We start from the raw sequence: 21,950 nt of genomic DNA on the forward strand, positions 1-21,950 counted from the left end.
CTCGATGGCGACGCGACAGCTGCTGGCCGAGCTGTCCGCACACATCCGGCGCGCCCACGGCACCGCGGTGCGGTTCGAGTCGGCCGGCGGGGTCGAGGTCGCGCGGCGGGTGCGCGAGGGGGCCGAGGGCGACCTGCTGGTGCTCGCCGACGACGCCCTGGCGCGACTCGCGGGCGAGGGACACCTCCTCGCGGACACGCTGCGCCCGCTGTGGGTCTCCCAGGTCGTCGCCGCCGTCCCGGCGGGATCGCCGGTGCCCGCCCTCGACTCGGAGTCCGACCTGCGGGCCGTCCTCCTGGCCGCGCGGCGGATCGCGTACTCCACGGGCCCCAGCGGTACGGCCCTGGTCGATCTGACGGCGCGGCTGGGCCTGTCCGAGGTGCTCGCACCGCGGCTCGTCCAGGCACCGCCGGGGTGCCGGCCGGCAGCCTGCTGGCCTCCGGCGGGGCCGAGCTGGCGTTCCAGCAGCAGAGCGAGCTGATGGACCTGCCGGGTGTCGTGGTCGTCGGGCCGCTGCCCGGCGGCGCCGCGATCAGCACGACGTTCAGCGGGGCCGTGCTGGCCGCTTCCACCCGTCCCGCCGGCGCCGCCGGGATCCTCGACCTGCTCGGCTCCGACGGGACGTGGGCGGCCGCGCGCGCGAAGGGCATGCGGGCCGCCCGGGACCTCGCCTGACGACGCCGCGGACCTGCCCGGCCCCGCCGCCACCGCCGTTGTGGGTACCGCAGCCCGGAAGGCGGCCGCGCCCGGCGTCGGATCCGTGGCGTCGGATCCGTGGCGGCGACGCCGGAGGACCGCAGGCGATGTCGGAGGGGCGTGCCACAGTACGGGCATGGACGCGAGCATGCACGGCACGGCACTCATCGACCAGGTCGTCGAACGGGTGCGACGGGACGGGTGGGACACGACCGATGCGCCCGATCTCGACACGCCGGTGCCGCTGCCGCCCGACGTCCTGACGTCCCTGGCGCTGCCCGACGGGCGACCGCTGCCGCCCAGCCTGCGCCGCTGGCTCGCGTTCGACGCCGGCTGGCTCGCCGAACTCGGCTGGTACGCGGATCCGGCCCGTCCGGACCTCCGCGGCGGGTCGCTCTCGGCGGTCGTGGCCGGGATGTTCGGCTTCGGGTCCGCCGAACGCGCCTGGACGGAGTCGTTCGCCGCGTTCGAGACCCTGCTGCCGGGGCCGTGCCTGCCCCTGTTCGGCGGCCGCGACTCGCGGCGCTTCCTCTACCTGGGCGGCGAGCCCGACTCCCACGGCGAGTACCCCGTCCTCGTCGCCGACATGGACGACATCCCGTACGTCGGGGTCGAGTACCCGGGCCTGGACGTCTACCTCGCGGCGGCGGCCGGCCTCGACTTCGGCCTCGACGCCTGGGACGGCCCGGCCGAACACTCCGCGTACGCCGGCCGGATGCAGGAGCACGCCGAACTGACGGGCCTGGGAGCGGACGGTCTGGAGATCCACGAGCTCTACGGCGCGGAGGGCGCGGAGGACCTCTGACGCCGCCTCTGCCCCGCGTCTGCCTCGGCCGGGGCGGCAGGGCCGCCGCCCGATCCGCCGCCCGATCCGCCGCTCAGTGACCGCCGAACCCCCAGACGATCGTGGACAGCGTCGCCATCGACAGCAGCGTCGACCCGACCACGGACTCCCGCGCAAGCGTGGTGCTGCGCCCGTACTGGCGGGCGTAGACGAAGACGTTCTGCGCGGTGGGGAGCGCGGAGAGCAGGACAACGGCGAGCAGGTGATGCGGCGGCAGGCGGAGCAGCAGGGCACCCACCGCGAGGGCGGTCAGCGGCTGGACCACCGTCTTGATCGCGACCGCGACCCCGCTCTCGGCGGAGATGACGGCGGCGGGCGCCGCCCGGCCGCACAGCGACATGCCCAGCGTCACCAGCGCGGTCGGCACGGCGGCCGCGCCGAGCAGGTCGAAGGAGTGGCCGACGGCCTGTGGCAGGTGCAGGCCGGTCGCCGAGAACAGCGCGCCGAGCCCCGCGCCGAGGATGATCGGATTGCGCAGCGGCAGCCCCAGCGCCCGGCGCAGCCGCGCGCCGGGGCCCCGTTCGGTGCCGGTGCCCGCGTCCAGGACGGCGAGGACGAGCGGGGTGACCACCAGGACCTGGAACAGCAGGACCTGGGCCACGAAGGAGGCGTCGCCGAGCACCTGGACGGCCACCGGGATGCCCAGGTTGCCCGAGTTGACGTAGCCGGCCGCCATGCCGCTGATCGCCTGGTCGGCGGGCTCGCGGCCGAAGATCCAGCGGCCCGCGGCCAGGCCGAGGCCGGAGGCGACCAGGGTGCCGGCGGCGAACGCCACCATCCAGGTGTCGGCGAACGCGCTGAGCGGCGTGCGGGCCACCGTGGTGAACAGTGCCGCCGGCATGGCCACGTGGAACACGAAGCGGCTCAGCACCTGCTCCGCCTGGGTGCCGAGCAGCCCCGTCCGGGCGACCAGGTAGCCGATCGCGGTCAGCATCCAGATCGGGGCGAAGGCGGTGACGAGCGGCTGCAGGGTGGGCATCGGACCTCGGTCGGGCGCGGCGGTACAACCGGGGCCCGGGATCTCCGCGCCCCGAAAGGCATTCAACCAGGCGGCCCACCCGTCCCGTTGCCTGCCCGGTCCTGCCGTCCCGTTGCCTGCCCGGCCCCCACCCGCCGGCGGATCCGGCGCGGCCCCGACCTCGAAGGCGCCGGCTTCGACCGTCAAGGCGCCGACCGCGACCGTCAAGACGCCGGCCGTGGCGCCGTCCGACACCCCAGAGGCACGGCGCAGCCTGCTGCCGGTTGCCCGACGGGATGGGTAATGTCCGCCCCACTGGCACCCGTCCCGCCGCCGCGCCCGGCCCGCGGCCGAATGGCATGCCCGGAGGAGGACCACCATGGCCCATCGCGACGCCGCCCCCGGGCCACCGGTGACCGGGCACTCGCTCGCCCACGACACGGCGCGCCTCGCGCTGGTGGTGGGTGCGCTCGGCGTGGTCTTCGGTGACATCGGGACGAGCCCGATCTACACGCTCCAGACGGTGTTCGACCCGAACGACCCGCACCCCGTCCCGGTCTCCACGGCGAACGTGTACGGGGTGGTGTCGCTCGTCTTCTGGTCGGTGGTGATCATCGTCCTGGTCACCTACGTGCTGCTGGCGATGCGCGCCGACAACGACGGCGAGGGCGGCATCATGGCGCTGATCACCCTGCTGCGGCGGTCGAGCTCCCAGCGAAGCCGGCGGACCACCGTCGTGCTGGCCGCGCTGGGGATCTTCGGCGCGTCGCTGTTCTTCGGCGACAGCATGATCACCCCGGCGATCTCCGTGCTGTCCGCGGTCGAGGGCCTCAAGGTGGTCGAGCCGTCGCTCGCGGACGCGGTGGTGCCGATCACCGCGTCGATCATCGTGGTGCTGTTCCTCGTCCAGCGCAGGGGCACCGCGGCGGTCGGCCGGGTGTTCGGACCGGTGATGATCGTCTGGTTCACGGCCATCGGCGCGTGCGGCGCCACCGGCATCGCCGACCACCCGGAGATCCTCAAGGCCCTGTCACCGACCTATGCCCTGACCTTCCTGTTCGGCCACTTCGGCACCGCGTTCTTCGCCCTGGCGGCCGTCGTGCTCGCGGTCACCGGCGCCGAGGCGCTCTACGCCGACATGGGGCACTTCGGCCGCCGGTCGATCACCCGCGGCTGGCTGTTCCTCGTCTTCCCCGCATGCGTGCTGAGCTACCTCGGTCAGGGCTCGAAGATCCTCGCCGACCCGGCCAACATCAGCAGCCCGTTCTTCCTGCTCACGCCCGGCTGGGGTCGGCTGCCGATGGTCGTGCTGGCCACCGCGGCGACGGTGATCGCCTCCCAGGCGGTGATCACCGGCGCGTACTCGGTCGCCTCACAGGCGGCCCAGCTCGGCTACCTGCCACGGCTGCGGATCGCCTACACCTCCGAGTCGACCATGGGTCAGATCTACGTGCCGTGGATCAACTGGCTGCTGATGGTCTCCGTGCTCACCCTGGTCTTCGCCTTCCGCAGCTCCGCGGCGCTGGCCTTCGCGTTCGGCATGGCGGTCACCGGCACCATCACCATCACCACCCTGCTCTTCTTCTACGTCGCCCGCGCGAGGTGGAGCACGCCGAAGTGGCTGGTCGCCGTCGGCGCGACGGTGCTGCTCTTCGTCGACCTGCTGTTCGTGGCGGCCAACGCGACCAAGTTCCTGCACGGCGCCTGGCTGCCCCTGCTGATCGGCCTCACGGCGTTCACCGTCATGACGACCTGGCAGCGCGGCCGCGCCATCGTCACCGCGGAACGGGCACGGCACGAGGGCCCGCTGCGGCAGTTCGTCGACGACCTCCACAGCGGCGAGGTGGCGGCGCTCCGCGTCCCCGGGCTCGCCGTCTTCCTCAACCGGGGGAAACAGACGGCCCCGCTGGCCCTGCGGGCCAACGTCGAGCACAACGGGGTGCGGCACGACCAGGTGGTGATCCTCTCCATCAGGACCGAGACCGTGCCCCGGGTACCCGCCGAACAGCGGATCCTCGTCGACGACCTCGGCTACGCCGAGGACGGCATCATCCACGTCACCGCCCGCTTCGGCTACATGGAGACCCCGGACGTGCCCGGCACGCTCGCACTGCTCGACCCGGCCGAGACGGAAGGCCGGCTGGAGCTCGACCAGGCGTCCTACTTCCTGTCGAAGATCGAGCTGCGGCGCGGGAAGGAGGCGACGATGGCGCCGTGGCGCAAGCGCCTGTTCATCGCCACCTCCTACATCACGGCCGACGCCGCCGAGTACTTCGGCCTCCCCCGCGACCGCACGATCATCATGGGCTCCCACATCGAGGTGTAGGCATCCCGCCCCGCAGGGGATGCCCCACGCCCGAGCCGTGCTGCGCCGGTACGGACGTCGGGGAGCGGGGCCACCAGATGACTTGGCAGCCCTGCCCCGAGGTCACGCGGTGGTGCGGCGGCTTCCCGCACTGAGGGCGACGTAGAGCGCCAGCGACGACGCCAGCCCCACCGCCCAGCCGTAGTCGGCGAGCGGCTTGAGGAGGGGATCAGGCCGTCGGTGGGGAACGGGCCGCCGTAGGAGCCGCCGACGGCGAGGAGGCCGCCCACGGCGAAGGCGGTGACAGCGCGCCAGTTCCAGCCGCCCACGTACCAGTAGCGGCCGCCGGGGCGGTAGAGGTCGGCGAGGTCCAGGGTGCTACGGCGGACGATCCAGTAGTCGGCGATCAGGATGCCCGCGACCGTGCCGAGCAGGCCGCCGACCACGCCGAGCCAGGTGAAGATGTAGATCTGCGGATCTGAGATCAGCTTCCACGGGAAGATCACGATCCCGACCACACCGGTGATCAGCGCCCCGGTGCGGAACGTGACCCACTTCGGCAGCAGGTTCGACAGGTCGTACGCAGGCGACACCACGTTGGCCGCGATGTTGACGGACAGGGTGGCGATCATGACGGTCAGCAGGGCGAACAGGATGCCCGCCGTGGAGTCCATCTTCGCCGCCAGCGCGATCGGGTCCCAGATCGGCGTCCCGTAGACCGCCTGCGAGCCGGAGGTCACCAGCACCGACAGCAACGCGAAGAACGTCATCGTGGTCGGCAGGCCCAACGCCTGGCCGCGGATCTGGGCCTTCTGCGAGCCGCCGAAGCGGGTGAAGTCCGGGATGTTCAGTGACAGCGTGGACCAGAAGCCGATCATGCCCATCAGCGCGGGGAAGAAGACCTTCCAGAAGCCGCTCCCCCAGCCGAGCTTGGACGGCTGGTCCAGCAGCGGCCCGAAGCCGCCCGCCTTCACGCTGATCCACACCAGCAGGGCGATCGCGCCGACGATGACGAACGGCGCCGCCCAGTTCTCGAACCGGCGCAGCGTCTCCATGCCGCGGGCGATGATCGCCATCTGGATCAGCCAGAACACCAGGAAGGACAGCCACTGCGTCCACGGGTAGCCACCGACATGGGACGCCGTCAGCCAGCCGTTGCCGATCAGCTTGCCCGCCAGCAGGAAGATGCCCTCGCCGCCGATCCAGGTCTGGATGCCGAACCACGCGCACGCCACCGCCGCCCGCACCATCGCCGGCAGGTTCGCCCCCGCAGTCCGAACGAGGCCCGGGCGAACACCGGGAACGGAATCCCGTACTTGGTGCCCGCGTGCCCGGTGAGCAGCATCGGCACCAGCACGATCAGGTTGGCGAGCGCGATGGTGAGGATGGCCTGCTTCCAGTCCATGCCCAGCGCGACCAGCCCGGACGCCAGCGTCCAGGACGGGATGTTGTGGGCCATGCCGACCCAGAGGCTCAGATAGTTGTAAACGCCCCAGGTGCGTCTGGCGACCGGGACGGGCGCGAGGTCGGCGTTGACGAACCGGGAGTCGTCGAGGACGACCCCCTCGGCGAGGGCGACCCGGCCGTCGGGGTAGGTCTGCTGGGTCATGGACGTTCCGGCTATGGATGGGGCATCGGAGGACATGGCGGGCCACCTCGGGGTCGCAGGATCTCGCGGGGGAAGACATCGACAGAGGAGAACAGAGGAAGCTGGCAGACCTGCAGGTCAAAGCCCTAACGCGATGGTCGTGTTCTCTCTTGCGCGACCCAGAGGGCGAGGAAGTGGTAGGTGGTCCAGCGTCGCGCGGCGACGGCGACGGCGACGGCGACGGCGACGGCGACGGCGACGGCGACGGGGACGGGGCGGAGGTCGGCGTTGGCGAATCGGGGGTCGGTGAGGTCGGCGCCGGCGGGGAGTTCGACTCTGCCGTCAGGGTGTGCGCTCGGGGCTATGGACATGGGCAACCGCCTTGTGGGGGAAGGCCGGAGGCCACCCGGGCCGGGTGGCCTCCGAAGGTCACGGTGGGTCAGGACAGCGCGGGGATGATGCCCTTGCCGTAGGCGTCGATGGTGGGCTCGATGGCGTCGTGCATGGCGTAGACGGCAAACTGGTCGACGCCGAGGGAGCGGAGCTGTTCGAGCTTGGCGAGCTGCCGCTCGGGGGTGCCGATCAGGCAGAAGCGGTCGACGATCTCGTCGGGGACGAAGGCGGTGTCCGGGTTCCCGGCGCGGCCGTGGTGGCTGTAGTCGTAGCCGTGCCGGTCCTTGATGTAGGCGGTGAGCTCCTCGGGGACCATCGCGGAGTGCTCGCCGTAGCGGGAGACGAGGTCGGCGACGTGGTTGCCGACCATGCCGCCGAACCAGCGGCACTGCTCGCGGGCGTGGGCGAGGGCCTCGGGCGAGTCGTCCGCGGTGACGTAGGCGGGGGCGGCGACGCAGACGGTCACCGACGCCGGGTCGCGGCCGGCCTCGGCGGCGGCGTCGCGCACGGCCTTGACCATCCACTCGGTGAGGTAGGGGTCGGCGAGCTGGAGGATGAAGCCGTCGGCGGCCTGGCCGGTGAGGTGGAGTGCCTTGGGTCCGTACGCGCCCATCCAGACGGGCAGCCGGGCGCCCTCCTTGACCCAGGGGATGTGCATGTCGGTGCCGTCGATCTCGACGGTCCGGCCCTCGGCGAGGTCGCGGATGGCGTGGATGGCCTCGCCGAGGCGGGCGAGGGTGGCGGGGCGGCGGCCGGCGACGCGCTGCGCGGAGTCGCCGCGGCCGATGCCGCAGACGGTGCGGTTGCCGTACATGTCGTTGAGGGTGGCGAACAGGGAGGCGGTGACCTCCCAGGTGCGGGTGGCGGGGTTGGTCACCATCGGGCCGACGACCAGGCGTTCGGTCTCGGCGAGGATGCGGCTGTAGATGACGAAGGGCTCCTGCCAGAGCACCACCGAGTCGAAGGTCCAGCCGTGGGTGAAGCCGGCCGCCTCGGCGCGCTTCATCCGGTCGATGAGCAGCTGGGCGGGCGGGTCGCTCTGCAGGACGAGGCCGATGTCCACGGGTCTCCTAGCGGTCGAGGTACTGGCAGGTGTCGCGCCGCTGGAAGCGGCCGTGGCCGGCGCGGCCGTGGTAGGTGCCGTCGTCGACGACGACGGTGCCGCGGGAGAGGACGGTGCGGACCTTTCCGGTGATCTCCTTGCCCTCGTACGCCGAGTAGTCGACGTTCATGTGGTGGGTCTCGGCGGAGATGGTCTGGACGGCCGTCGGGTCGTAGATCACCACGTCGGCGTCGGCGCCGGGCGCGATGGTGCCCTTGCGCGGGTAGAGGCCGAACATCCGGGCGGGGGTGGCGCAGGCGATCTCGATCCAGCGGCGCCGGGTGATGTGGCCGTCGACGACGGCCTGGTGCAGCAGGTCCATCCGGTTCTCGACGCCGGGCAGACCGTTCGGGATCTTGGAGAAGTCGCCGCGGCCGAGGTCCTTCTGACCGGTGAAGCAGAACGGGCAGTGGTCCGTGGAGACCACTTGGAGGTCGTTGGTGCGCAGGCCCTTCCACAGCTCGGCCTGGTGCTCCTTGGGTCGCAGCGGGGTGGAGCAGACGTACTTGGCGCCCTCGAAGCCGGGTTCGGCGAGGTTGTCGGTGGAGAGGAAGAGGTACTGCGGGCAGGTCTCGCCGAAGACCGGCAGGCCCTGGTCGCGGGCGCCGGCGATCTCGGCGACGGCCGAGGCGGCGGAGACGTGCACGACGTAGAGCGGGGAGCCCGCGACCTGGGCGAGCTTGATGGCGCGGTGGGTGGCCTCGGCCTCCAGGAGTTCGCGGCGGACCTCGCCGTGGTAGCGGGGTCCGTCCGGCCGGCGGCGAGGGCCTGCTCGACGAGGACGTCGATGGCGATGCCGTTCTCGGCGTGCATCATGACCAGGCCGCCGTTGTCGGCGCCGCGCTGCATGGCGCGCAGGATCCTGCCGTCGTCGCTGTAGAAGACGCCGGGGTAGGCCATGAACAGCTTGAAGGAGGTGATGCCCTCCCCCACCAGGAGGTCCATCTCCTTGAGGCTGGCGTCGTTGACGTCGGCGAGGATCATGTGGAAGCCGTAGTCGATCGCGCAGTTGCCCTCGGCCTTGGTGTGCCAGGCGTCGAGGCCCTCGCGGAGCGAGGCGCCGACGGACTGGACGGCGAAGTCGACGATGGTGGTGGTGCCGCCCCAGGCGGCGGCGCGGGTGCCGGTCTCGAAGGTGTCGGAGGCGAAGGTGCCGCCGAAGGGCAGCTCCATGTGGGTGTGGGCGTCGACGCCGCCGGGGATGACGTAGGCCCCAGTGGCGTCGATGACGCGGTCGGCCGTCCAGCCCTGGGCGACGGTGCTGCCGGTGGTGGCGAGGGCGACGATCCGCTCGTCCTCGATGAGGACGTCGGCGTTCAGTTCCTCGGCCGCGGTGACGACGAGGCCGCCGCGGATGACCGTACGGGTCATGGGCCGTTCTCCTCTCAGGCCTCGGTGAGCGGGCCGTAGGCCTCGGGACGGCGGTCCCGGTAGAACGCCCACTGCTGGCGGACCTGTTCGATGATGTCCAGGTCGAGGTCGCGGACGACGAGTTCCTCGTCCTTGTCGGAGGCGACCTCGCCGACGAACTGGCCGCGCGGGTCGACGAAATAGCTGGTGCCGTAGAAGTCGTTGTCGCCGTACTCCTCGACGCCGACCCGGTTGATCGCGGCGATGTAGTACTCGTTGGCGACGGCGGCGGCGGGCTGCTCCAGCTGCCAGAGGTAGGCGGAGAGGCCGCGGCTGGTGGCGGACGGGTTGTAGACGATCTCCGCGCCGGCCAGACCGAGGGCGCGCCAGCCCTCGGGGAAGTGCCGGTCGTAGCAGATGTAGACGCCGACCTTGCCGACCGCGGTGTCGAAGACCGGCCAGCCGAGGTTTCCGGGCTTGAAGTAGTACTTCTCCCAGAATCCCTTGACCTGCGGGATGTGGTGCTTGCGGTACTTGCCGAGGTAGCTGCCGTCGGCGTCGATGACGGCGGCGGTGTTGTAGTAGAAGCCGGACTGCTCGACCTCGTAGACCGGGACGACGATCACCAGGCCGAGCTCCCGGGCGAGGGCGCTCATCCGCTGCACGGTGGGGCCGTCCGGGACGGCCTCGGCCCAGTCGTAGTGCTCCGGCTCCTGGACCTGGCAGAAGTAGGGGGCGTTGAAGACCTCCTGGAATCCGATGATCTGCGCGCCCTGGGCGGCGGCGTCCCGGGCGGCCTTTTCGTGGGCCGCGATCATCGTCTCCTTGTCCCCCGTCCACGCGGTCTGATACAGGGCGGCCCTGATCACTCGGCTCATCGCTCGTCTCCTCGCAGAAGGCGGTGTAGACCGTCGAGATTAGGAGTCCGGGAGCCGTCGGGTGGAGTACCACGCTGTAACGCAACCCGGCGTTTCGCGTTCCGCCGCGAAACCATGATCGGATGTAAATCCCATGCATATGACGGAGCGGCTCGAAACGCGTTAAACCCGGGTTTCCAGCGGGAATGCTGCGTTGCTTTCCGTCGCCGCCGGGCGGGCCCGGAGCCCGCCCGGAGCGGGGTGATCGTGCACGGGCTTTGCCCGGGGTGATCCCGACCAGGCAAGATGGGCCGGTGACCCTCCTGGACCTGATGCCGAAGCCCGCCACCCCCGACGCCCTGTTCGAGACCTTCGCCGAGTGGGCGATGGAGCGCGGCATCTCCCTCTACCCCGCCCAGGAGGAGGCGCTGATCGAGCTGGTCTCCGGGAACAACGTGATCCTGGCGACCCCCACCGGTTCGGGAAAGAGCCTGGTCGCGGCGGGTGCGCACTTCGCCGCGCTGGCCGAGGGCAAGCGGACGTTCTACACCGCGCCGATCAAGGCCCTGGTCTCGGAGAAGTTCTTCGACCTCTGCAAGATCTTCGGCACCGAGCAGGTCGGCATGATGACCGGCGACGCCTCGGTGAACCCGACCGCGCCGATCATCTGCTGCACCGCCGAGGTGCTGGCGCAGATCGCGCTGCACGACGGCGACCGGGCCGACATCGGCCAGGTGGTGATGGACGAGTTCCACTTCTACGCCGAGCCGGACCGCGGCTGGGCCTGGCAGATCCCGCTGCTGGAGTTGCCGCAGGTGCAGTTCCTGCTGATGTCCGCCACCCTCGGCGACGTCCGCCGCTTCGAGGAGGACCTGACCCGCCGCACCGGCCGGCCCACCACCACCGTGCGCTCCGCGACCCGACCGGTGCCGCTGTTCTACGAGTACCGGCGCACCAACCTCCACGACACCCTGGAGGAGCTGCTGACGACCGGCCAGGCGCCGGTGTACGTCGTGCACTTCACCCAGAAGGAGGCGGTGGAGCGGGCGCAGTCGCTGATGAGCATCAACATGTGCACCAAGGCCGAGAAGGACGCCATCGCGGACCTGATCGGCGGCTTCCGCTTCACCACCAAGTTCGGCCGCAACCTCTCCCGGTACGTGCGGCACGGCATCGGCGTGCACCACGCCGGCATGCTGCCCAAGTACCGCCGGCTGGTGGAGCGCCTCGCCCAGGCCGGCCTGCTGAAGGTCATCTGCGGCACCGACACGCTCGGCGTCGGCGTGAACGTGCCGATCCGCACCGTGCTGTTCACCGCGCTGTCCAAGTACGACGGGCAGCGGGTGCGGGTGCTGCGCGCCCGCGAGTTCCACCAGATCGCCGGCCGGGCCGGGCGCGCGGGCTACGACACCGTCGGCCAGGTCGTCGCGCAGGCCCCCGAGCACGTGGTGGAGAACGACAAGGCGCTCGCCAAGGCGGGCGACGACCCGAAGAAGCGCCGCAAGGTCGTCCGGAAGAAGGCACCGGAGGGCTTCGTCGGCTGGAACGAGGAGACCTTCGAGCGCCTGATCGCCGCCGACCCGGAGCCGCTGGTCAGCCGGTTCAAGGTGAGCCACGCGATGCTGCTGTCGGTGATCGGCCGCCCCGGCGACCCGTTCCAGGCGATGCGCAAGCTGCTGACCGACAACCACGAGGACCGCGCGGCGCAGCGCCGGCACATCCGCTCCGCGATCGCGATCTACCGTTCGCTGCTGGAGGGCGGCGTGGTGGAGCGCCTGGAGCAGCCGGACGCCGAGGGCCGCACGGTGCGACTCACCCTCGACCTCCAGGAGAACTTCGCGCTGAACCAGCCGCTGTCCACCTTCGCGCTGGCCGCCTTCGACGTGCTCGACCCGGAGTCGCCCTCGTACGCGCTGGACGTGGTCTCGGTCGTCGAGGCGACGCTGGACGACCCGCGGCAGATCCTCGCCTCGCAGGAGAACAAGGCCCGCGGCGAGGCCATCGGCGAGATGAAGCGCGACGGCGTGGAGTACGAGGAGCGGATGGCCCGGCTCCAGGAGATCACCTACCCGAAGCCCCTGGAGGAGCTGCTCGGCCACGCCTACGAGGTGTACCAGCGGGCGCACCCGTGGATCGGCGACCACCCGCTGCGGCCCAAGTCGGTCGTCCGCGACCTGTACGAGCGGGCGATGACGTTCACGGACTTCGTCGGCCACTACGACCTGGCCCGCACCGAGGGCATCGTGCTGCGGTACCTGGCGGGCGCGTACAAGGCGCTGGAGCAGACCGTCCCGGACGACCTGAAGACGGACGACCTGAAGGACGTCATCGCCTGGCTCGGCGAGCTCGTCCGCCAGGTCGACTCCTCGCTGCTCGACGAGTGGGAGGCGCTGGCCAACCCGACCGAGCCGGCCGCCGCGGAAGTCCGGCTGGACGACAAGCCGGCGCCGGTCACCGCCAACGCCCGCGCCTTCCGGGTGCTGGTGCGCAACGAGATGTTCCGCCGGGTCGAGCTCGCCGCGCTGGAGCACTACGGCACGCTGGGCGAGCTGGACGGCGAGTACGGCTGGGACGCCGACCGCTGGGCGGACGCCATGGACGGGTACTGGGAGGAGTACGACGACCTGGGGACGGGCCCGGACGCCCGCGGTCCGAAGATGCTCCTCATCGAAGAGGTCGAGGACGAGGGCCTGTGGCGGGTCCGGCAGATCTTCGACGACCCGGCCGGGGACCGCGACTGGGGCATCGGCGCCGAGGTCGACCTGTACGGCTCCGACGAGGAGGGCCGGGCGGTCCTGCGGGTCACCGCCGTGAACCGGCTGGGCGGCTGACGGGCCGCCGCGGACCGCCACCGGGCCGCAGCGGAGCCCCGTACGGGGCTCCGCTGCGGCCGGACGGCTACATCCAGACGAACGGGGCCCGCGCGGTGTACGACACGGCGCGGGTCGCGTCGGCGAGGGCGGTGTCGCCGACCGGGGCGGTGGTGCGGCGGTCGGCGTAGCGCGAGACGGCGATGGTCAGGTAGTGGCCGACCGGTTCGACCCGGAGCACCTCGGCCGGCCGCGGGGCGGGCGCGCCGGAGGGGCTCGCGGACGAGGCCGGGGAGGCCGGCGCGGAGGCCGACGGTGCGGCACCGGACGGCACGGCGCCGGACGGTGCGGTGTCGGCCGCGAGGAAGGCCAGCACGGTCGGGTCGGTGAGGGCCTGGCGGGCCTTGAGCGCGCTCTGCGCGTCGGCGAAGCGCAGCACCGTCACGCTGCTGACGATCTGGTCGTCGGTGCGGGTGTAGCCGACGCTGACGTAGCCCTGGCAGCCGGTGCCGTGCAGCGGGTCGTGGCCGCGGTCGGTCAGCGTCTCGGTGCAGTCGGCGCCGTCCCGGGCGGCCGTGCGGGCGGCCTGGAAGGCTCCGAGGTCGACGGTGTCCGCGGCCGGGAAGTAGTGGTCGGAGGTGAAGGCCTGCGCCTCCGTCAGGGGCTGCGCGGAGGCCAGGCCCGGGGCGGGCTGGGCCTTCTTGGACTGGCCGCTGGTCGGGCCCAGGCCGGGTATCAGATCACCGGGGTTGGGGCGGCTCACCACCCAGCCGGCGCCGACGGCGACGACCGCGACGGCGCACCAGAGGACGGCACGGCGCCGCCCGGGCCCGTGTCCGCGCCGGTCGGCGGGCGCGACGGTGTCCTGGCCTGCCGGTGGCGCGGGGCGCTCCCCTGGGTCGTCATGGCGGAGATTGTAAGCAGATGATCAGCTGTCCGAGCAGTCCGGGTCCGGGCCGGGGGTGCGACGGGGCGTGACGGGGCCCGGTGGGGGCGCACGTGACCTGCGCCACTACCCTGAGCTGCGGCACTGTGACAACTCGCACACCGCCGGACGGATCTTCTGGCGGGTTCCCTCTGGCGGAACGCGAGGTGCCCCGGGCAGGATCGGGCCCATGGATCTGCTCGACACCCTCATCGCCAAGGGCCTGCGCCGGGAACTCCCCACCCGTGAGGAGGCCCTGGCCGTCCTCGCCACGACCGACGACGACCTGCTGGACGTCGTCGCGGCCGCCGGGAAGGTCCGCCGGCAGTGGTTCGGCCGGCGGGTGAAGCTCAACTACCTGGTGAACCTGAAGAGCGGCCTCTGCCCGGAGGACTGCTCGTACTGCTCGCAGCGGCTCGGTTCCAAGGCGGAGATCCTCAAGTACACCTGGCTGAAGCCGGAGCAGGCCGCCGAGGCGGCGGCCGCGGGCCTGGCCGGCGGCGCCAAGCGGGTCTGCCTGGTGGCCAGCGGCCGCGGGCCGACGGACCGCGACATCGACCGGGTCGCCGACACCATCTCCGCCATCAAGGACGCCAACGAGCAGGTCGAGGTCTGCGCCTGTCTGGGGCTGCTGTCGGACAATCAGGCGGAGCGCCTGAAGGCTGCCGGCGCCGACGCGTACAACCACAACCTGAACACCTCCGAGGCCACCTACGGCGACATCACCACCACCCACACCTACGCGGACCGGGTGGACACCGTGCAGAAGGCGCACGGCGCCGGCCTGTCGGCTTGCTCGGGCCTGATCGCGGGCATGGGCGAGAGCGACGAGGACCTGGTCGACGTGGTGTACGCGCTGCGCGAGCTGGGCTCGGACTCGGTGCCGGTGAACTTCCTGATTCCGTTCGAGGGCACGCCGCTCGCCCAGGAGTGGAACCTCTCGCCGCAGCGTTGCCTGCGGATCCTGGCGATGGTGCGGTTCGTCTGCCCGGACGTCGAGGTGCGGATCGCCGGCGGCCGCGAGGTCCACCTGCGGTCGCTTCAGCCGCTCGGCCTGGAGGTCGCCAACTCGATCTTCCTCGGCGACTACCTCACCAGCGAGGGCCAGGCCGGCCAGGCCGACCTCGACATGATCAAGGACGCCGGCTTCACCGTCGAGGGTGCGGGCGAGGCGACCCTGCCGCGCCACCGCGCGGACGCCGCGGCGGCGGCCGGGCACGGCTGCGGCGGCGGCACGTCCGCCTGCGGCAGCGCGGACGGCGCCGCGGAGCACGCGTGCGGCACCGGCGGCGGCTGCGGGCCGTGCGGCGGGCCCGCGGCGGCAGCCGACGCACCGGCGTCGGAGCCGGTCGCGGACGACGCGGCCGGCACGGACGAGGCCAGGACCGACCTGGTCCGGGTCCGCCGCCGCGGGGCCGGCACCGAGCTCGCTCCCAACGCCTGATGGAGGTCCCCCAGCTGCTCGGCCTCGACCGGGCACACGTCTGGCACCCGTACGGGCCGATGCCGGGCACCGTCGACCCGTTCGTGGTGGAGTCGGCGTCCGGGGTGCGGCTGCGGCTGGCCGAGCCGGTGGCCGGGCACCGCGAGCTGGTCGACGGGATGTCGTCCTGGTGGGCGGCCATCCACGGCTACCGGCACCCGGTCCTGGACGAGGCCGTCCGGGACCAGCTCGGCCGGATGAGCCACGTGATGTTCGGCGGGCTCACCCACGAGCCCGCCGTCCGGCTCGCCGCCACGCTCGTCGGGATCACCCCCGAGCCGCTGCGGCACGTCTTCCTGGCCGACTCCGGCTCGGTCGCGGTCGAGGTCGCCCTCAAGATGTGCCTGCAGTACTGGCAGTCCGTCGGGCGGCCCGCCAAGCGCCGGGTGCTCACCTGGCGCGGCGGCTACCACGGCGACACCTTCCACCCGATGTCGGTCTGCGACCCGGACGGCGGGATGCACCACCTGTGGGGCGGTGTGCTGCCGCAGCAGCTGTTCGCGGCCGAGCCGCCGGCCGGCTTCGACGCACCGGTGGACCCGGCGTACGCGGCCGCGCTCGCCGACCTCGTCGAGCGGCACGCGGACGAGCTCGCGGCCGTCATCGTCGAGCCGGTGGTGCAGGGCGCGGGCGGCATGCGCTTCCACTCCCCCGCGTACCTGCGGCTGCTGCGCGAGCTCTGCGACGCGCACGGGGTGCTGCTGGTCTTCGACGAGATCGCCACCGGCTTCGGCCGCAGCGGGGCGCTGTTCGCCGCCGACCACGCCGGGGTCTCGCCGGACGTGATGTGCCTGGGCAAGGCGCTGACCGGCGGGTACCTGACGATGGCCGCGACGCTCTGCACGGCCGAGGTCGCGGACGGGATCAGCCGGGGTGAGATGCCGGTGCTGGCGCACGGGCCGACGTTCATGGGCAACCCGCTGGCGGCGGCCGTCGCCAACGCCTCCCTGGGCCTGCTGCTCGACCAGGACTGGCAGGTCGAGGTGAAGCGGATCGAGACCGGCCTGCGGGCGGGGCTCGCCGGGGCCGCCGACACCCCCGGCGTGCTCGACGTGCGGGTACAGGGGGCGATCGGCGTCGTCCAGCTCGACCACCCCGTCGACATGCGGGCCGCCACGGCGGCGGCCGCCCGCGAGGGCGTCTGGCTGCGGCCGTTCCGCGACCTGGTCTACACGATGCCGCCGTACGTCACCGGGGACGACGACCTCGCCCGGATCGCGGCAGGCGTCACCGCCGCCGCGGCGGCGGGCTGACCCCCTGTTGTGAGGAGTTCCGCATGACCGTCCTGTTCGTCACCGGCACCGGCACCGAGGTCGGCAAGACCGCCGTGACGGCGGCCGTCGCCGCGGTGGCCACCGGGTCGGTGGCCGTGCTGAAGCCCGGTCAGACCGGGGTCGCCCCCGGCGAGCCGGGTGACGCCGCCGAGGTGCTGCGGCTGGCCGCCCGGCCCGACCGGCCGGTCACCGTCCGGGAGCTGGCCCGCTACCCGGAGCCGCTCGCCCCGGACACCGCGGCGCGGCGCTCCGGGCTGCCGCCGGTCGCTCCCGAGCAGGTCGCCGACGCGGTCGCCGAACTGGCGGCCGATCACGACCTGGTGCTGGTGGAGGGCGCGGGCGGGCTGCTCGTCCGCTACGACGAGCAGGGCCGGACGTTCGCCGATCTCGCCCTGGCCACCGCCGAGCGGGTGCCGGGGGTGGAGGTGCTGCTGGTCGCCTCGGCCGGGCTCGGGACGCTGAACACCACCGCGCTGACCGCAGAGGCACTGCGGGCCCGGGGCCTGCCGCTCGCCGGTGTGGTGGTCGGCTCCTGGCCGGACGCCGCCGACCTGGCCTCCTGCTGCAACCTCGCCGACCTCCCGCTCGTCGCCGACGCGCCGCTGCTCGGCGCCCTGCCGGCGGGCGCGACCGGGGAGGGCGGCGAGCCGTTCCGCGCCCTCGCGCACGCCGCACTGGCGCCGTCCCTCGGCGGCGACTGGGACGCGGCGGCCTTCACCCGCACGCACGCGGTGCCGGCGCCGGGTACGCCGTAGGACGGACCGGGCGGTTGCGGGCCGGTGGCCCGGTCGCAGGACGAGCGCGCCGCCTCCACGCGCCCCGGATTCGGTGACGGGTCATCGGCATGCGGAGGGTCCGAGAAAGGGCGAGGCGGGCGGCCGGCCCCCTTCCCCGGTCCGGCCGCCCGCCCCTGCCACCCGCGACACCCGCCGGCGGGTGCCGGGCCTCACTGGGCGAGCGTCTTGCCCGTCTCCAGCAGGGACTTCAGGTCGCTGAGCACCCAGCTCCAGCCACCGCCGCCGCCCATCGCCTCGTCGTCGTACCGGCCGCTGACCAGTGCGGCGAGCTGCGGCGCGTCGGCCAGCTCGTGGATGACGGTGAGACGGGTGGAGCCGTCCTTCTCGGCGAGCTCGTAGGTGAGGCGGGTGAAGCCCTCCTCCTTGAGCTGCGGCTCCATCAGCATCCGCCAGGTCAGCACCAGGCGGCGCGGCGGGTCCGCCTCGACGACCTCGCCGTCGATGATGGTGTCGGGCATCGCGAACCCCTGGGCGGCGGCGCCCTCGACCATGGCCGGGCCGGGCCGGGTCGCGTAGGGGGCGCCGGGGGTCAGGTTGTAGTCGGTGAGGCCGCCGTAGCCGTAGCGGTCCGTCCACTCGGGCTTCGTGATGGCCTCCCAGACCTGCTCGGGCGTGGCCTTGATGTACACGCGGTAGACCTGCGTGGTCGCCGCGGGCTGGTTGACGGTCATGAGTCCTTCTCCAAGTCTGCCTTGAGCTCGGTCAGTGCCGCCACGCGCCGTTCCGTGTACTTGTCGATCCAGCGGTCGTGGACGAGCCGGATCGGCACGGGATTGAGGAAGTGCAGCTTCTCGCGGCCGGACTTCCGCGTGACGACGAGTCCTGCGTCCTCCAGGACGCGCAGGTGCTTCATGACGCCGAACCGGCTCATCTCCAGCTCGGACTCCAGCTCGGTGAGCGTCCGCCCGTCGCGGGCGAACAGCAGGTCGAGCAGGAACCGGCGGGTCGGGTCGGCGAGGGCCTTGAACACCAGGTCGTCGTCGGACACGGCTCCAGAATAGGTGACCAATTGGTCACATGTCCAGCGCTGCGGAGTCCCCGGCCGGTGTGTCGCGACCCGTCGCACCGCCCTCACCCAGCGGCTTCACCCAGCGCCGCCACTGGTCCTCCCGGTGGTACCCCGACGCCGCCCAGGCGGCCCGGCCCTCCTCGTTGCGCTCCAGCACCATGGCGTCGGCCCGCCGGCCCCGAGCGCGGCGAACCGCTCCTCGGCCGCCGCCACCAGCGCCCCGCCGATCCCGCGCCGCCGCAGCTCCGGGGCCACCGCCAGCCGGTACAGATGACACCGCCAGCCGTCGAACCCGGCGATCACCGTGCCGGCCAGCGCCCCGTCGAGTTCGGCGACGATCAGCGCCTGCGGGTCGCGCTCCAGCAGCCGGGCCACCCCGGCCGGGTCGTCGGTGATGCTGGCGCCCTCGGCGGCACGCGCCCAGAAGGCCAGCAGGTCGGGTATCTCCGCCGGATCGGCGGTGCGCACGGTGATGTCACTCATGGCGCCTGTCTAACAGCACGCACCCGCCGCGGCCGCGAATTCCACATCCCGGGACACCACACCGGGACGCCGTGCCGGGCCGCCGGTGTGCTGCCCCTGCGCGGCCGTCAGACCGCCGGCGGCGCCGCGGCCGTGAGCTGCCAGACGGTGGTCGTCTTCAGCGCGGCGTCCTCCAGGTCCGCGACCACCGGCACCTCGTAGGCGGCCAGCGCGGTGAACCGCTCCCGCGGCAGATAGGCGCGGCCCGGGTCGCCCACGATCACCAGCGCACCCCGCGCCTGCGCCCGCTCCAGGAACGGCAGGAACCGGGCGGCCATGCCCCGCTCGTAGAAGACATCCCCGGCCAGCACCACCTCGGCCGGGCCGCCGTCGCCGTCGAGCAGGTCCTCGACCGCCGCATCCACCCGGACCCCGTTCAGCTCCGCGTTGATGCCGACGGCCGCCACCGCGTACGCGTCGATCTCGGCGGCCCGCACGGACGCCGCGCCGCGCAGCGCGGCCGCGATCCCCACCAGCCCCGACCCGGCGGCCACGTCCAGCACCGTCCGCCCCGCCACCAGCTCCGGGTGGTCGAGCACGTACCGGGCGACCGCCACGCCGCCGGCCCAGGCGAACGCCCAGAACGGCGGCGGCAGCCCGATCTCGCCGCGCGCCGTCTCGGTCGTCTCCCACAGGGCGATGGCGTCCTCGGCCATCTGCAGCCGGACCTCGGGCACGAAGGGCACGTCCGCCGGCCGGGTCGCCGCCCGGACGAAGGCCGCGTCCGCGCGGTCGGCGGCATCCGGCAGCAGGGCGGAACTCTGGTTCGGCATGCCCGCAGCATAGGGCCCCGGACACCCGCCCGGGCCGACCGACGGGCCCGTCGGCGACCGCCCGACCCGCCACCGGCCCGCGGACGGCCCGGCGGTGACCCCGGACCGGTGACGTCCGGCCCGGCCGCGCGGCCCGCCCATCGAGTGCCCACCGGGCGGCCACCGCCGGGCCCCTCACCCCAGCGTCACCACGTTGGTACCGTTTCCATACCGAAGCCGTGATGAGCTGCGGAAACGCTCGCGGCCCCGAGGGTGCCCGAGTACGATCCGGCTGACGCCCCGGGCAGAACGCACCGCCGTGTGCCGTGCTGCCCCGCGGCGGACTCTCGCGGGGCAAGGAGGTCACCGCGCACTCGGCACCGCGCGCCAGAGCTGTCGCGCGAACGCGGGAAGGGCAGCGTCTTGGCGGATCGGCTCACCGGAGGGGACTCCTCGCTGCTGCGTCGCATCAACGCGGCCGTCACCCTGCGGGCGCTGCGCGACGGACAGTCCGTCACCCTCACCCGGCTCGTCGGCGACACCGGGCTCTCCCGGCCCACCGTCGAGGGCGTCATCGAGGGCCTGGTGGAGTCCGGACTGGTCGCCGAAGTCGAGCAGGCCCAGGACAACGGACGGCGCGGCCGGCCGGCCCGCTGGTACCGGTTCCGCGCCGAGGCCGGGCACGTGCTCGGCATCGAGATCGGCGTGCACGACGTCCGGGTCACCCTCGCCGATCTCACCGGCGACATCCTCGGGAGCCACGCCAAGCCCGCCGAGGAGACCCTCGACGCCGAGGAGCGGCTCGGCCTGATGCGGACGGCCGTCGCCGAACTCCTGCGCAAGGCCGGGGTCTCCCGGGACAGCCTGTGGGCCGTCGCGGTCGGCACCCCCGGCATCGTCGACGCCGAGGGCACCGTCCAGCTGTCCACCGCCATGCCGGGCTGGACGGGACTGGACCTCGGGGCCCGGCTGCGCCGCTCGTTCCGCTGCCCCGTGGTGATCGAGAACGACGCCAACCTCGCCGCGATCGCCGAGCACTGGAAGGGCGCCGCGGTCGGCAAGGGCGACGTGGTCTTCGTGATGGCCGGGCTCAGCCCCGGCGCGGGCTCCCTCATCAACGGCCGGCTGCACCGCGGTTACGGCGGCGCCGCCGGCGAGATCGGCGCCCTGCACCTGCTCGGCCAGGAGGCGTTCCCGGAACGGCTGCTGTCCACCACCGGCAAGCCCCTCGACCCGCTGGACGAGGCAGCCGTCGCCCGCGTGCTGCAACTCGCCCGCGAGGGCGACGAGGTGGCCCAGGTCGCGATGGACCGCTTCCTGCGGCGGCTGGTGCACGACGTCGCCGCGCTGGTGCTCGCGCTCGACCCGCAGCTCGTGGTGGTCGGCGGCTGGGCGGCCGGGATCGGCGGTGTCCTGGAGCCGCTGCGCGAGCGGCTCGCGCAGTTCACCCTGCGCTCGCCGGACGTGGTGCTCGCCGCGCTCGGCACCGAGGTGGTGTCGATGGGCGCCCTGCGGGTGGCACTCGACCACGTCGAGGAGCAGCTGTTCGCCGTCGACCCGCCGACCACCGGTCCGCGCTGACGCCCCCGAGCCCGGCCCCGACCCCGGGTCCGGCACGTCCGCCGACGCAGTCCGCCCGGCGGAGCGGCGTGCGGGCAGGGCCGGACGCCGACCGTACGGGACCGGCGGCTCCACTCATGCGGAAAACGATCAATGGGGCCGATCACCCGGGGTCCGCGTTCAACCAGGCGCCGATCCTCGGCAGGGCCTCGGGCCCGCTGTCGCCCTCCACGGATGCGGCGAGGTCGGCGATCGTGACGGCGGCCAACGACGCGCGCCACGCCGCGTCGGCCGCTCCCATCGCCCGGGCGATGGGGCACCGCTTCGTGCACTGGTCCGGCGGCGTCCCCAGCGGTCCGCGCTGACGTATCTCGGTGCAGACGAACGCGGGGCTCGCCCCGTCGACGGCCTGCACCACGTCCAGCAGGCTGACCTCCTCGGGCTTCCTGGTGAGGACGTAGCCGCCGGTCTTGCCCTGGATCGAGTGCACCAGGCCCGCGCGGGACAGCGCCTGCATCTGCTTGGCCAGATAGCTCGGCGACACGTCGTGCAGCGCGGCCAGCCGAGCCGCCGGCACCGGATCGCCGGCCGCGGTCAGCACCACGCAGCAGTGCAGTGCCCACTCCACGCCACCGGACAGTTTCATGCCACCTCCATTTGACTCGGACAAAGGATATCCGAGTACTATCTCGGATATCAGCTGTCCGAGTTTGCTGGGGCTCGCC

16 protein-coding genes and 4 pseudogenes are annotated in these 21,950 nt (G+C 72.8%); 8 read left to right on the top strand and 12 right to left on the bottom strand.

Features of this window, described 5'->3' with window-relative positions:
* The first annotated feature begins 4 nt into the window (after positions 1 to 4).
* Positions 5 to 675: pseudogene (locus ABEB13_RS06610) on the top strand (substrate-binding domain-containing protein).
* Positions 676 to 832: 157 nt separating this feature from the next.
* Positions 833 to 1,501 carry a hypothetical protein gene (locus ABEB13_RS06615; protein ID WP_345704681.1) on the top strand — a complete coding sequence of 223 codons (669 nt, stop codon included), beginning with the start codon at positions 833 to 835 and terminating at the stop codon, positions 1,499 to 1,501.
* Between the two features lie 73 nt (positions 1,502 to 1,574).
* Here the strand turns inward: ABEB13_RS06615 and ABEB13_RS06620 are convergent, their stop codons facing one another.
* Positions 1,575 to 2,519, bottom strand: a complete 945-nt coding sequence (locus tag ABEB13_RS06620) for an AEC family transporter (RefSeq protein ID WP_345704682.1) — start codon at positions 2,517 to 2,519, stop codon at positions 1,575 to 1,577.
* A gap of 358 nt (positions 2,520 to 2,877) precedes the next feature.
* Here ABEB13_RS06620 and ABEB13_RS06625 point away from each other — a divergent pair, with 358 nt between their 5' ends.
* A complete protein-coding gene (locus ABEB13_RS06625; RefSeq protein WP_345704683.1) occupies positions 2,878 to 4,824 on the top strand; it encodes a potassium transporter Kup in 1,947 nt (648 codons plus the stop codon).
* A 102-nt stretch (positions 4,825 to 4,926) separates the two neighbouring features.
* Here ABEB13_RS06625 and ABEB13_RS06630 read toward each other — a convergent pair.
* From ABEB13_RS06630 to ABEB13_RS06650, 5 genes and pseudogenes are all read right to left on the bottom strand, one after another.
* Positions 4,927 to 6,448, bottom strand: a pseudogene (locus tag ABEB13_RS06630) (NCS1 family nucleobase:cation symporter-1).
* An 89-nt stretch (positions 6,449 to 6,537) separates the two neighbouring features.
* Positions 6,538 to 6,762, bottom strand: coding sequence for a hypothetical protein (locus tag ABEB13_RS06635; RefSeq protein WP_345704684.1), 225 nt, complete (start codon positions 6,760 to 6,762; stop codon positions 6,538 to 6,540).
* A gap of 68 nt (positions 6,763 to 6,830) precedes the next feature.
* Complete coding sequence (locus ABEB13_RS06640; RefSeq protein WP_345704685.1) at positions 6,831 to 7,847, bottom strand: TIGR03842 family LLM class F420-dependent oxidoreductase; 1,017 nt, start codon at positions 7,845 to 7,847, stop codon at positions 6,831 to 6,833.
* Positions 7,848 to 7,854: 7 nt separating this feature from the next.
* A pseudogene (gene hydA, locus ABEB13_RS06645) lies at positions 7,855 to 9,257 on the bottom strand (dihydropyrimidinase).
* Between the two features lie 14 nt (positions 9,258 to 9,271).
* Positions 9,272 to 10,114 (bottom strand): nitrilase-related carbon-nitrogen hydrolase, encoded by an 843-nt coding sequence (locus ABEB13_RS06650; protein WP_345704686.1) that lies wholly within the window; start codon positions 10,112 to 10,114, stop codon positions 9,272 to 9,274.
* A gap of 311 nt (positions 10,115 to 10,425) precedes the next feature.
* Here ABEB13_RS06650 and ABEB13_RS06655 point away from each other — a divergent pair, with 311 nt between their 5' ends.
* Positions 10,426 to 12,924 (top strand): DEAD/DEAH box helicase, encoded by a 2,499-nt coding sequence (locus ABEB13_RS06655; protein WP_345709571.1) that lies wholly within the window; start codon positions 10,426 to 10,428, stop codon positions 12,922 to 12,924.
* Positions 12,925 to 12,991: 67 nt separating this feature from the next.
* On the opposite strand, the gene ABEB13_RS06660 is transcribed toward ABEB13_RS06655, so the two are convergent.
* The gene (locus tag ABEB13_RS06660) at positions 12,992 to 13,666 is read right to left on the bottom strand and encodes a hypothetical protein (RefSeq protein ID WP_345704687.1); all 675 of its coding nucleotides are present in this window, start codon (positions 13,664 to 13,666) and stop codon (positions 12,992 to 12,994) included.
* 352 nt (positions 13,667 to 14,018) lie between these two features.
* Between ABEB13_RS06660 and bioB the strand changes: the two genes are divergently transcribed.
* The 3 genes from bioB to bioD are packed head-to-tail and all read left to right on the top strand — an operon-like array spanning position 14,019 to position 17,340.
* On the top strand, positions 14,019 to 15,272 hold the full coding sequence (bioB, locus tag ABEB13_RS06665; RefSeq protein WP_345704688.1) for a biotin synthase BioB: 1,254 nt from the start codon (positions 14,019 to 14,021) through the stop codon (positions 15,270 to 15,272).
* Entirely contained in the window at positions 15,272 to 16,564 is a 1,293-nt protein-coding gene (locus ABEB13_RS06670; protein WP_345704689.1) for an adenosylmethionine--8-amino-7-oxononanoate transaminase, read from the top strand. Before bioB ends, ABEB13_RS06670 begins: the two co-directional genes overlap by 1 nt.
* A 23-nt stretch (positions 16,565 to 16,587) precedes the next feature.
* Positions 16,588 to 17,340 (top strand): dethiobiotin synthase, encoded by a 753-nt coding sequence (gene bioD, locus ABEB13_RS06675; RefSeq protein WP_345704690.1) that lies wholly within the window; start codon positions 16,588 to 16,590, stop codon positions 17,338 to 17,340.
* Positions 17,341 to 17,531: 191 nt separating this feature from the next.
* Here bioD and ABEB13_RS06680 read toward each other — a convergent pair whose 3' ends face one another.
* The 4 genes and pseudogenes from ABEB13_RS06680 to ABEB13_RS06695 all read right to left on the bottom strand — a co-directional run bounded on the left by ABEB13_RS06680 (position 17,532) and on the right by ABEB13_RS06695 (position 19,686).
* Positions 17,532 to 18,053: an SRPBCC family protein gene (locus ABEB13_RS06680; protein ID WP_345704691.1), complete on the bottom strand. Its 522-nt coding sequence runs from the start codon at positions 18,051 to 18,053 to the stop codon at positions 17,532 to 17,534.
* Positions 18,050 to 18,370, bottom strand: a complete 321-nt coding sequence (locus ABEB13_RS06685) for an ArsR/SmtB family transcription factor (RefSeq protein WP_345704692.1) — start codon at positions 18,368 to 18,370, stop codon at positions 18,050 to 18,052. The genes ABEB13_RS06680 and ABEB13_RS06685 overlap by 4 nt, the downstream gene beginning before the upstream one ends.
* A gap of 25 nt (positions 18,371 to 18,395) precedes the next feature.
* Positions 18,396 to 18,874 (bottom strand): annotated as a pseudogene (locus ABEB13_RS06690) (GNAT family N-acetyltransferase).
* 107 nt (positions 18,875 to 18,981) lie between these two features.
* A complete protein-coding gene (locus ABEB13_RS06695; protein WP_345704693.1) occupies positions 18,982 to 19,686 on the bottom strand; it encodes a class I SAM-dependent methyltransferase in 705 nt (234 codons plus the stop codon).
* 402 nt (positions 19,687 to 20,088) lie between these two features.
* Here ABEB13_RS06695 and ABEB13_RS06700 point away from each other — a divergent pair, with 402 nt between their 5' ends.
* Positions 20,089 to 21,246 (top strand): ROK family protein, encoded by a 1,158-nt coding sequence (locus ABEB13_RS06700; RefSeq protein WP_345704694.1) that lies wholly within the window; start codon positions 20,089 to 20,091, stop codon positions 21,244 to 21,246.
* Positions 21,247 to 21,388: 142 nt separating this feature from the next.
* Here the strand turns inward: ABEB13_RS06700 and ABEB13_RS06705 are convergent, their stop codons facing one another.
* Positions 21,389 to 21,871: an RrF2 family transcriptional regulator gene (locus ABEB13_RS06705; protein WP_345704695.1), complete on the bottom strand. Its 483-nt coding sequence runs from the start codon at positions 21,869 to 21,871 to the stop codon at positions 21,389 to 21,391.
* Positions 21,872 to 21,950 lie beyond the last annotated feature (79 nt).

Origin of the sequence: Kitasatospora paranensis (assembly GCF_039544005.1) — a bacterium.
Classification (GTDB): domain Bacteria; phylum Actinomycetota; class Actinomycetes; order Streptomycetales; family Streptomycetaceae; genus Kitasatospora; species Kitasatospora paranensis.

Coding starts and splice junctions, on each gene's coding strand:
- ABEB13_RS06635 (WP_345704684.1), bottom strand. CDS start 6,762: ATGTCCATAGCCCCGAGCGCACACCCTGACGGCAGAGTCGAACTCCCC.
- ABEB13_RS06620 (WP_345704682.1), bottom strand. CDS start 2,519: ATGCCCACCCTGCAGCCGCTCGTCACCGCCTTCGCCCCGATCTGGATG.
- ABEB13_RS06655 (WP_345709571.1), top strand. CDS start 10,426: ATGCCGAAGCCCGCCACCCCCGACGCCCTGTTCGAGACCTTCGCCGAG.
- ABEB13_RS06615 (WP_345704681.1), top strand. CDS start 833: ATGGACGCGAGCATGCACGGCACGGCACTCATCGACCAGGTCGTCGAA.
- ABEB13_RS06705 (WP_345704695.1), bottom strand. CDS start 21,871: ATGAAACTGTCCGGTGGCGTGGAGTGGGCACTGCACTGCTGCGTGGTG.
- ABEB13_RS06680 (WP_345704691.1), bottom strand. CDS start 18,053: ATGACCGTCAACCAGCCCGCGGCGACCACGCAGGTCTACCGCGTGTAC.
- ABEB13_RS06670 (WP_345704689.1), top strand. CDS start 15,272: ATGGAGGTCCCCCAGCTGCTCGGCCTCGACCGGGCACACGTCTGGCAC.
- ABEB13_RS06625 (WP_345704683.1), top strand. CDS start 2,878: ATGGCCCATCGCGACGCCGCCCCCGGGCCACCGGTGACCGGGCACTCG.
- ABEB13_RS06650 (WP_345704686.1), bottom strand. CDS start 10,114: ATGAGCCGAGTGATCAGGGCCGCCCTGTATCAGACCGCGTGGACGGGG.
- bioD (WP_345704690.1), top strand. CDS start 16,588: ATGACCGTCCTGTTCGTCACCGGCACCGGCACCGAGGTCGGCAAGACC.
- bioB (WP_345704688.1), top strand. CDS start 14,019: ATGGATCTGCTCGACACCCTCATCGCCAAGGGCCTGCGCCGGGAACTC.
- ABEB13_RS06695 (WP_345704693.1), bottom strand. CDS start 19,686: ATGCCGAACCAGAGTTCCGCCCTGCTGCCGGATGCCGCCGACCGCGCG.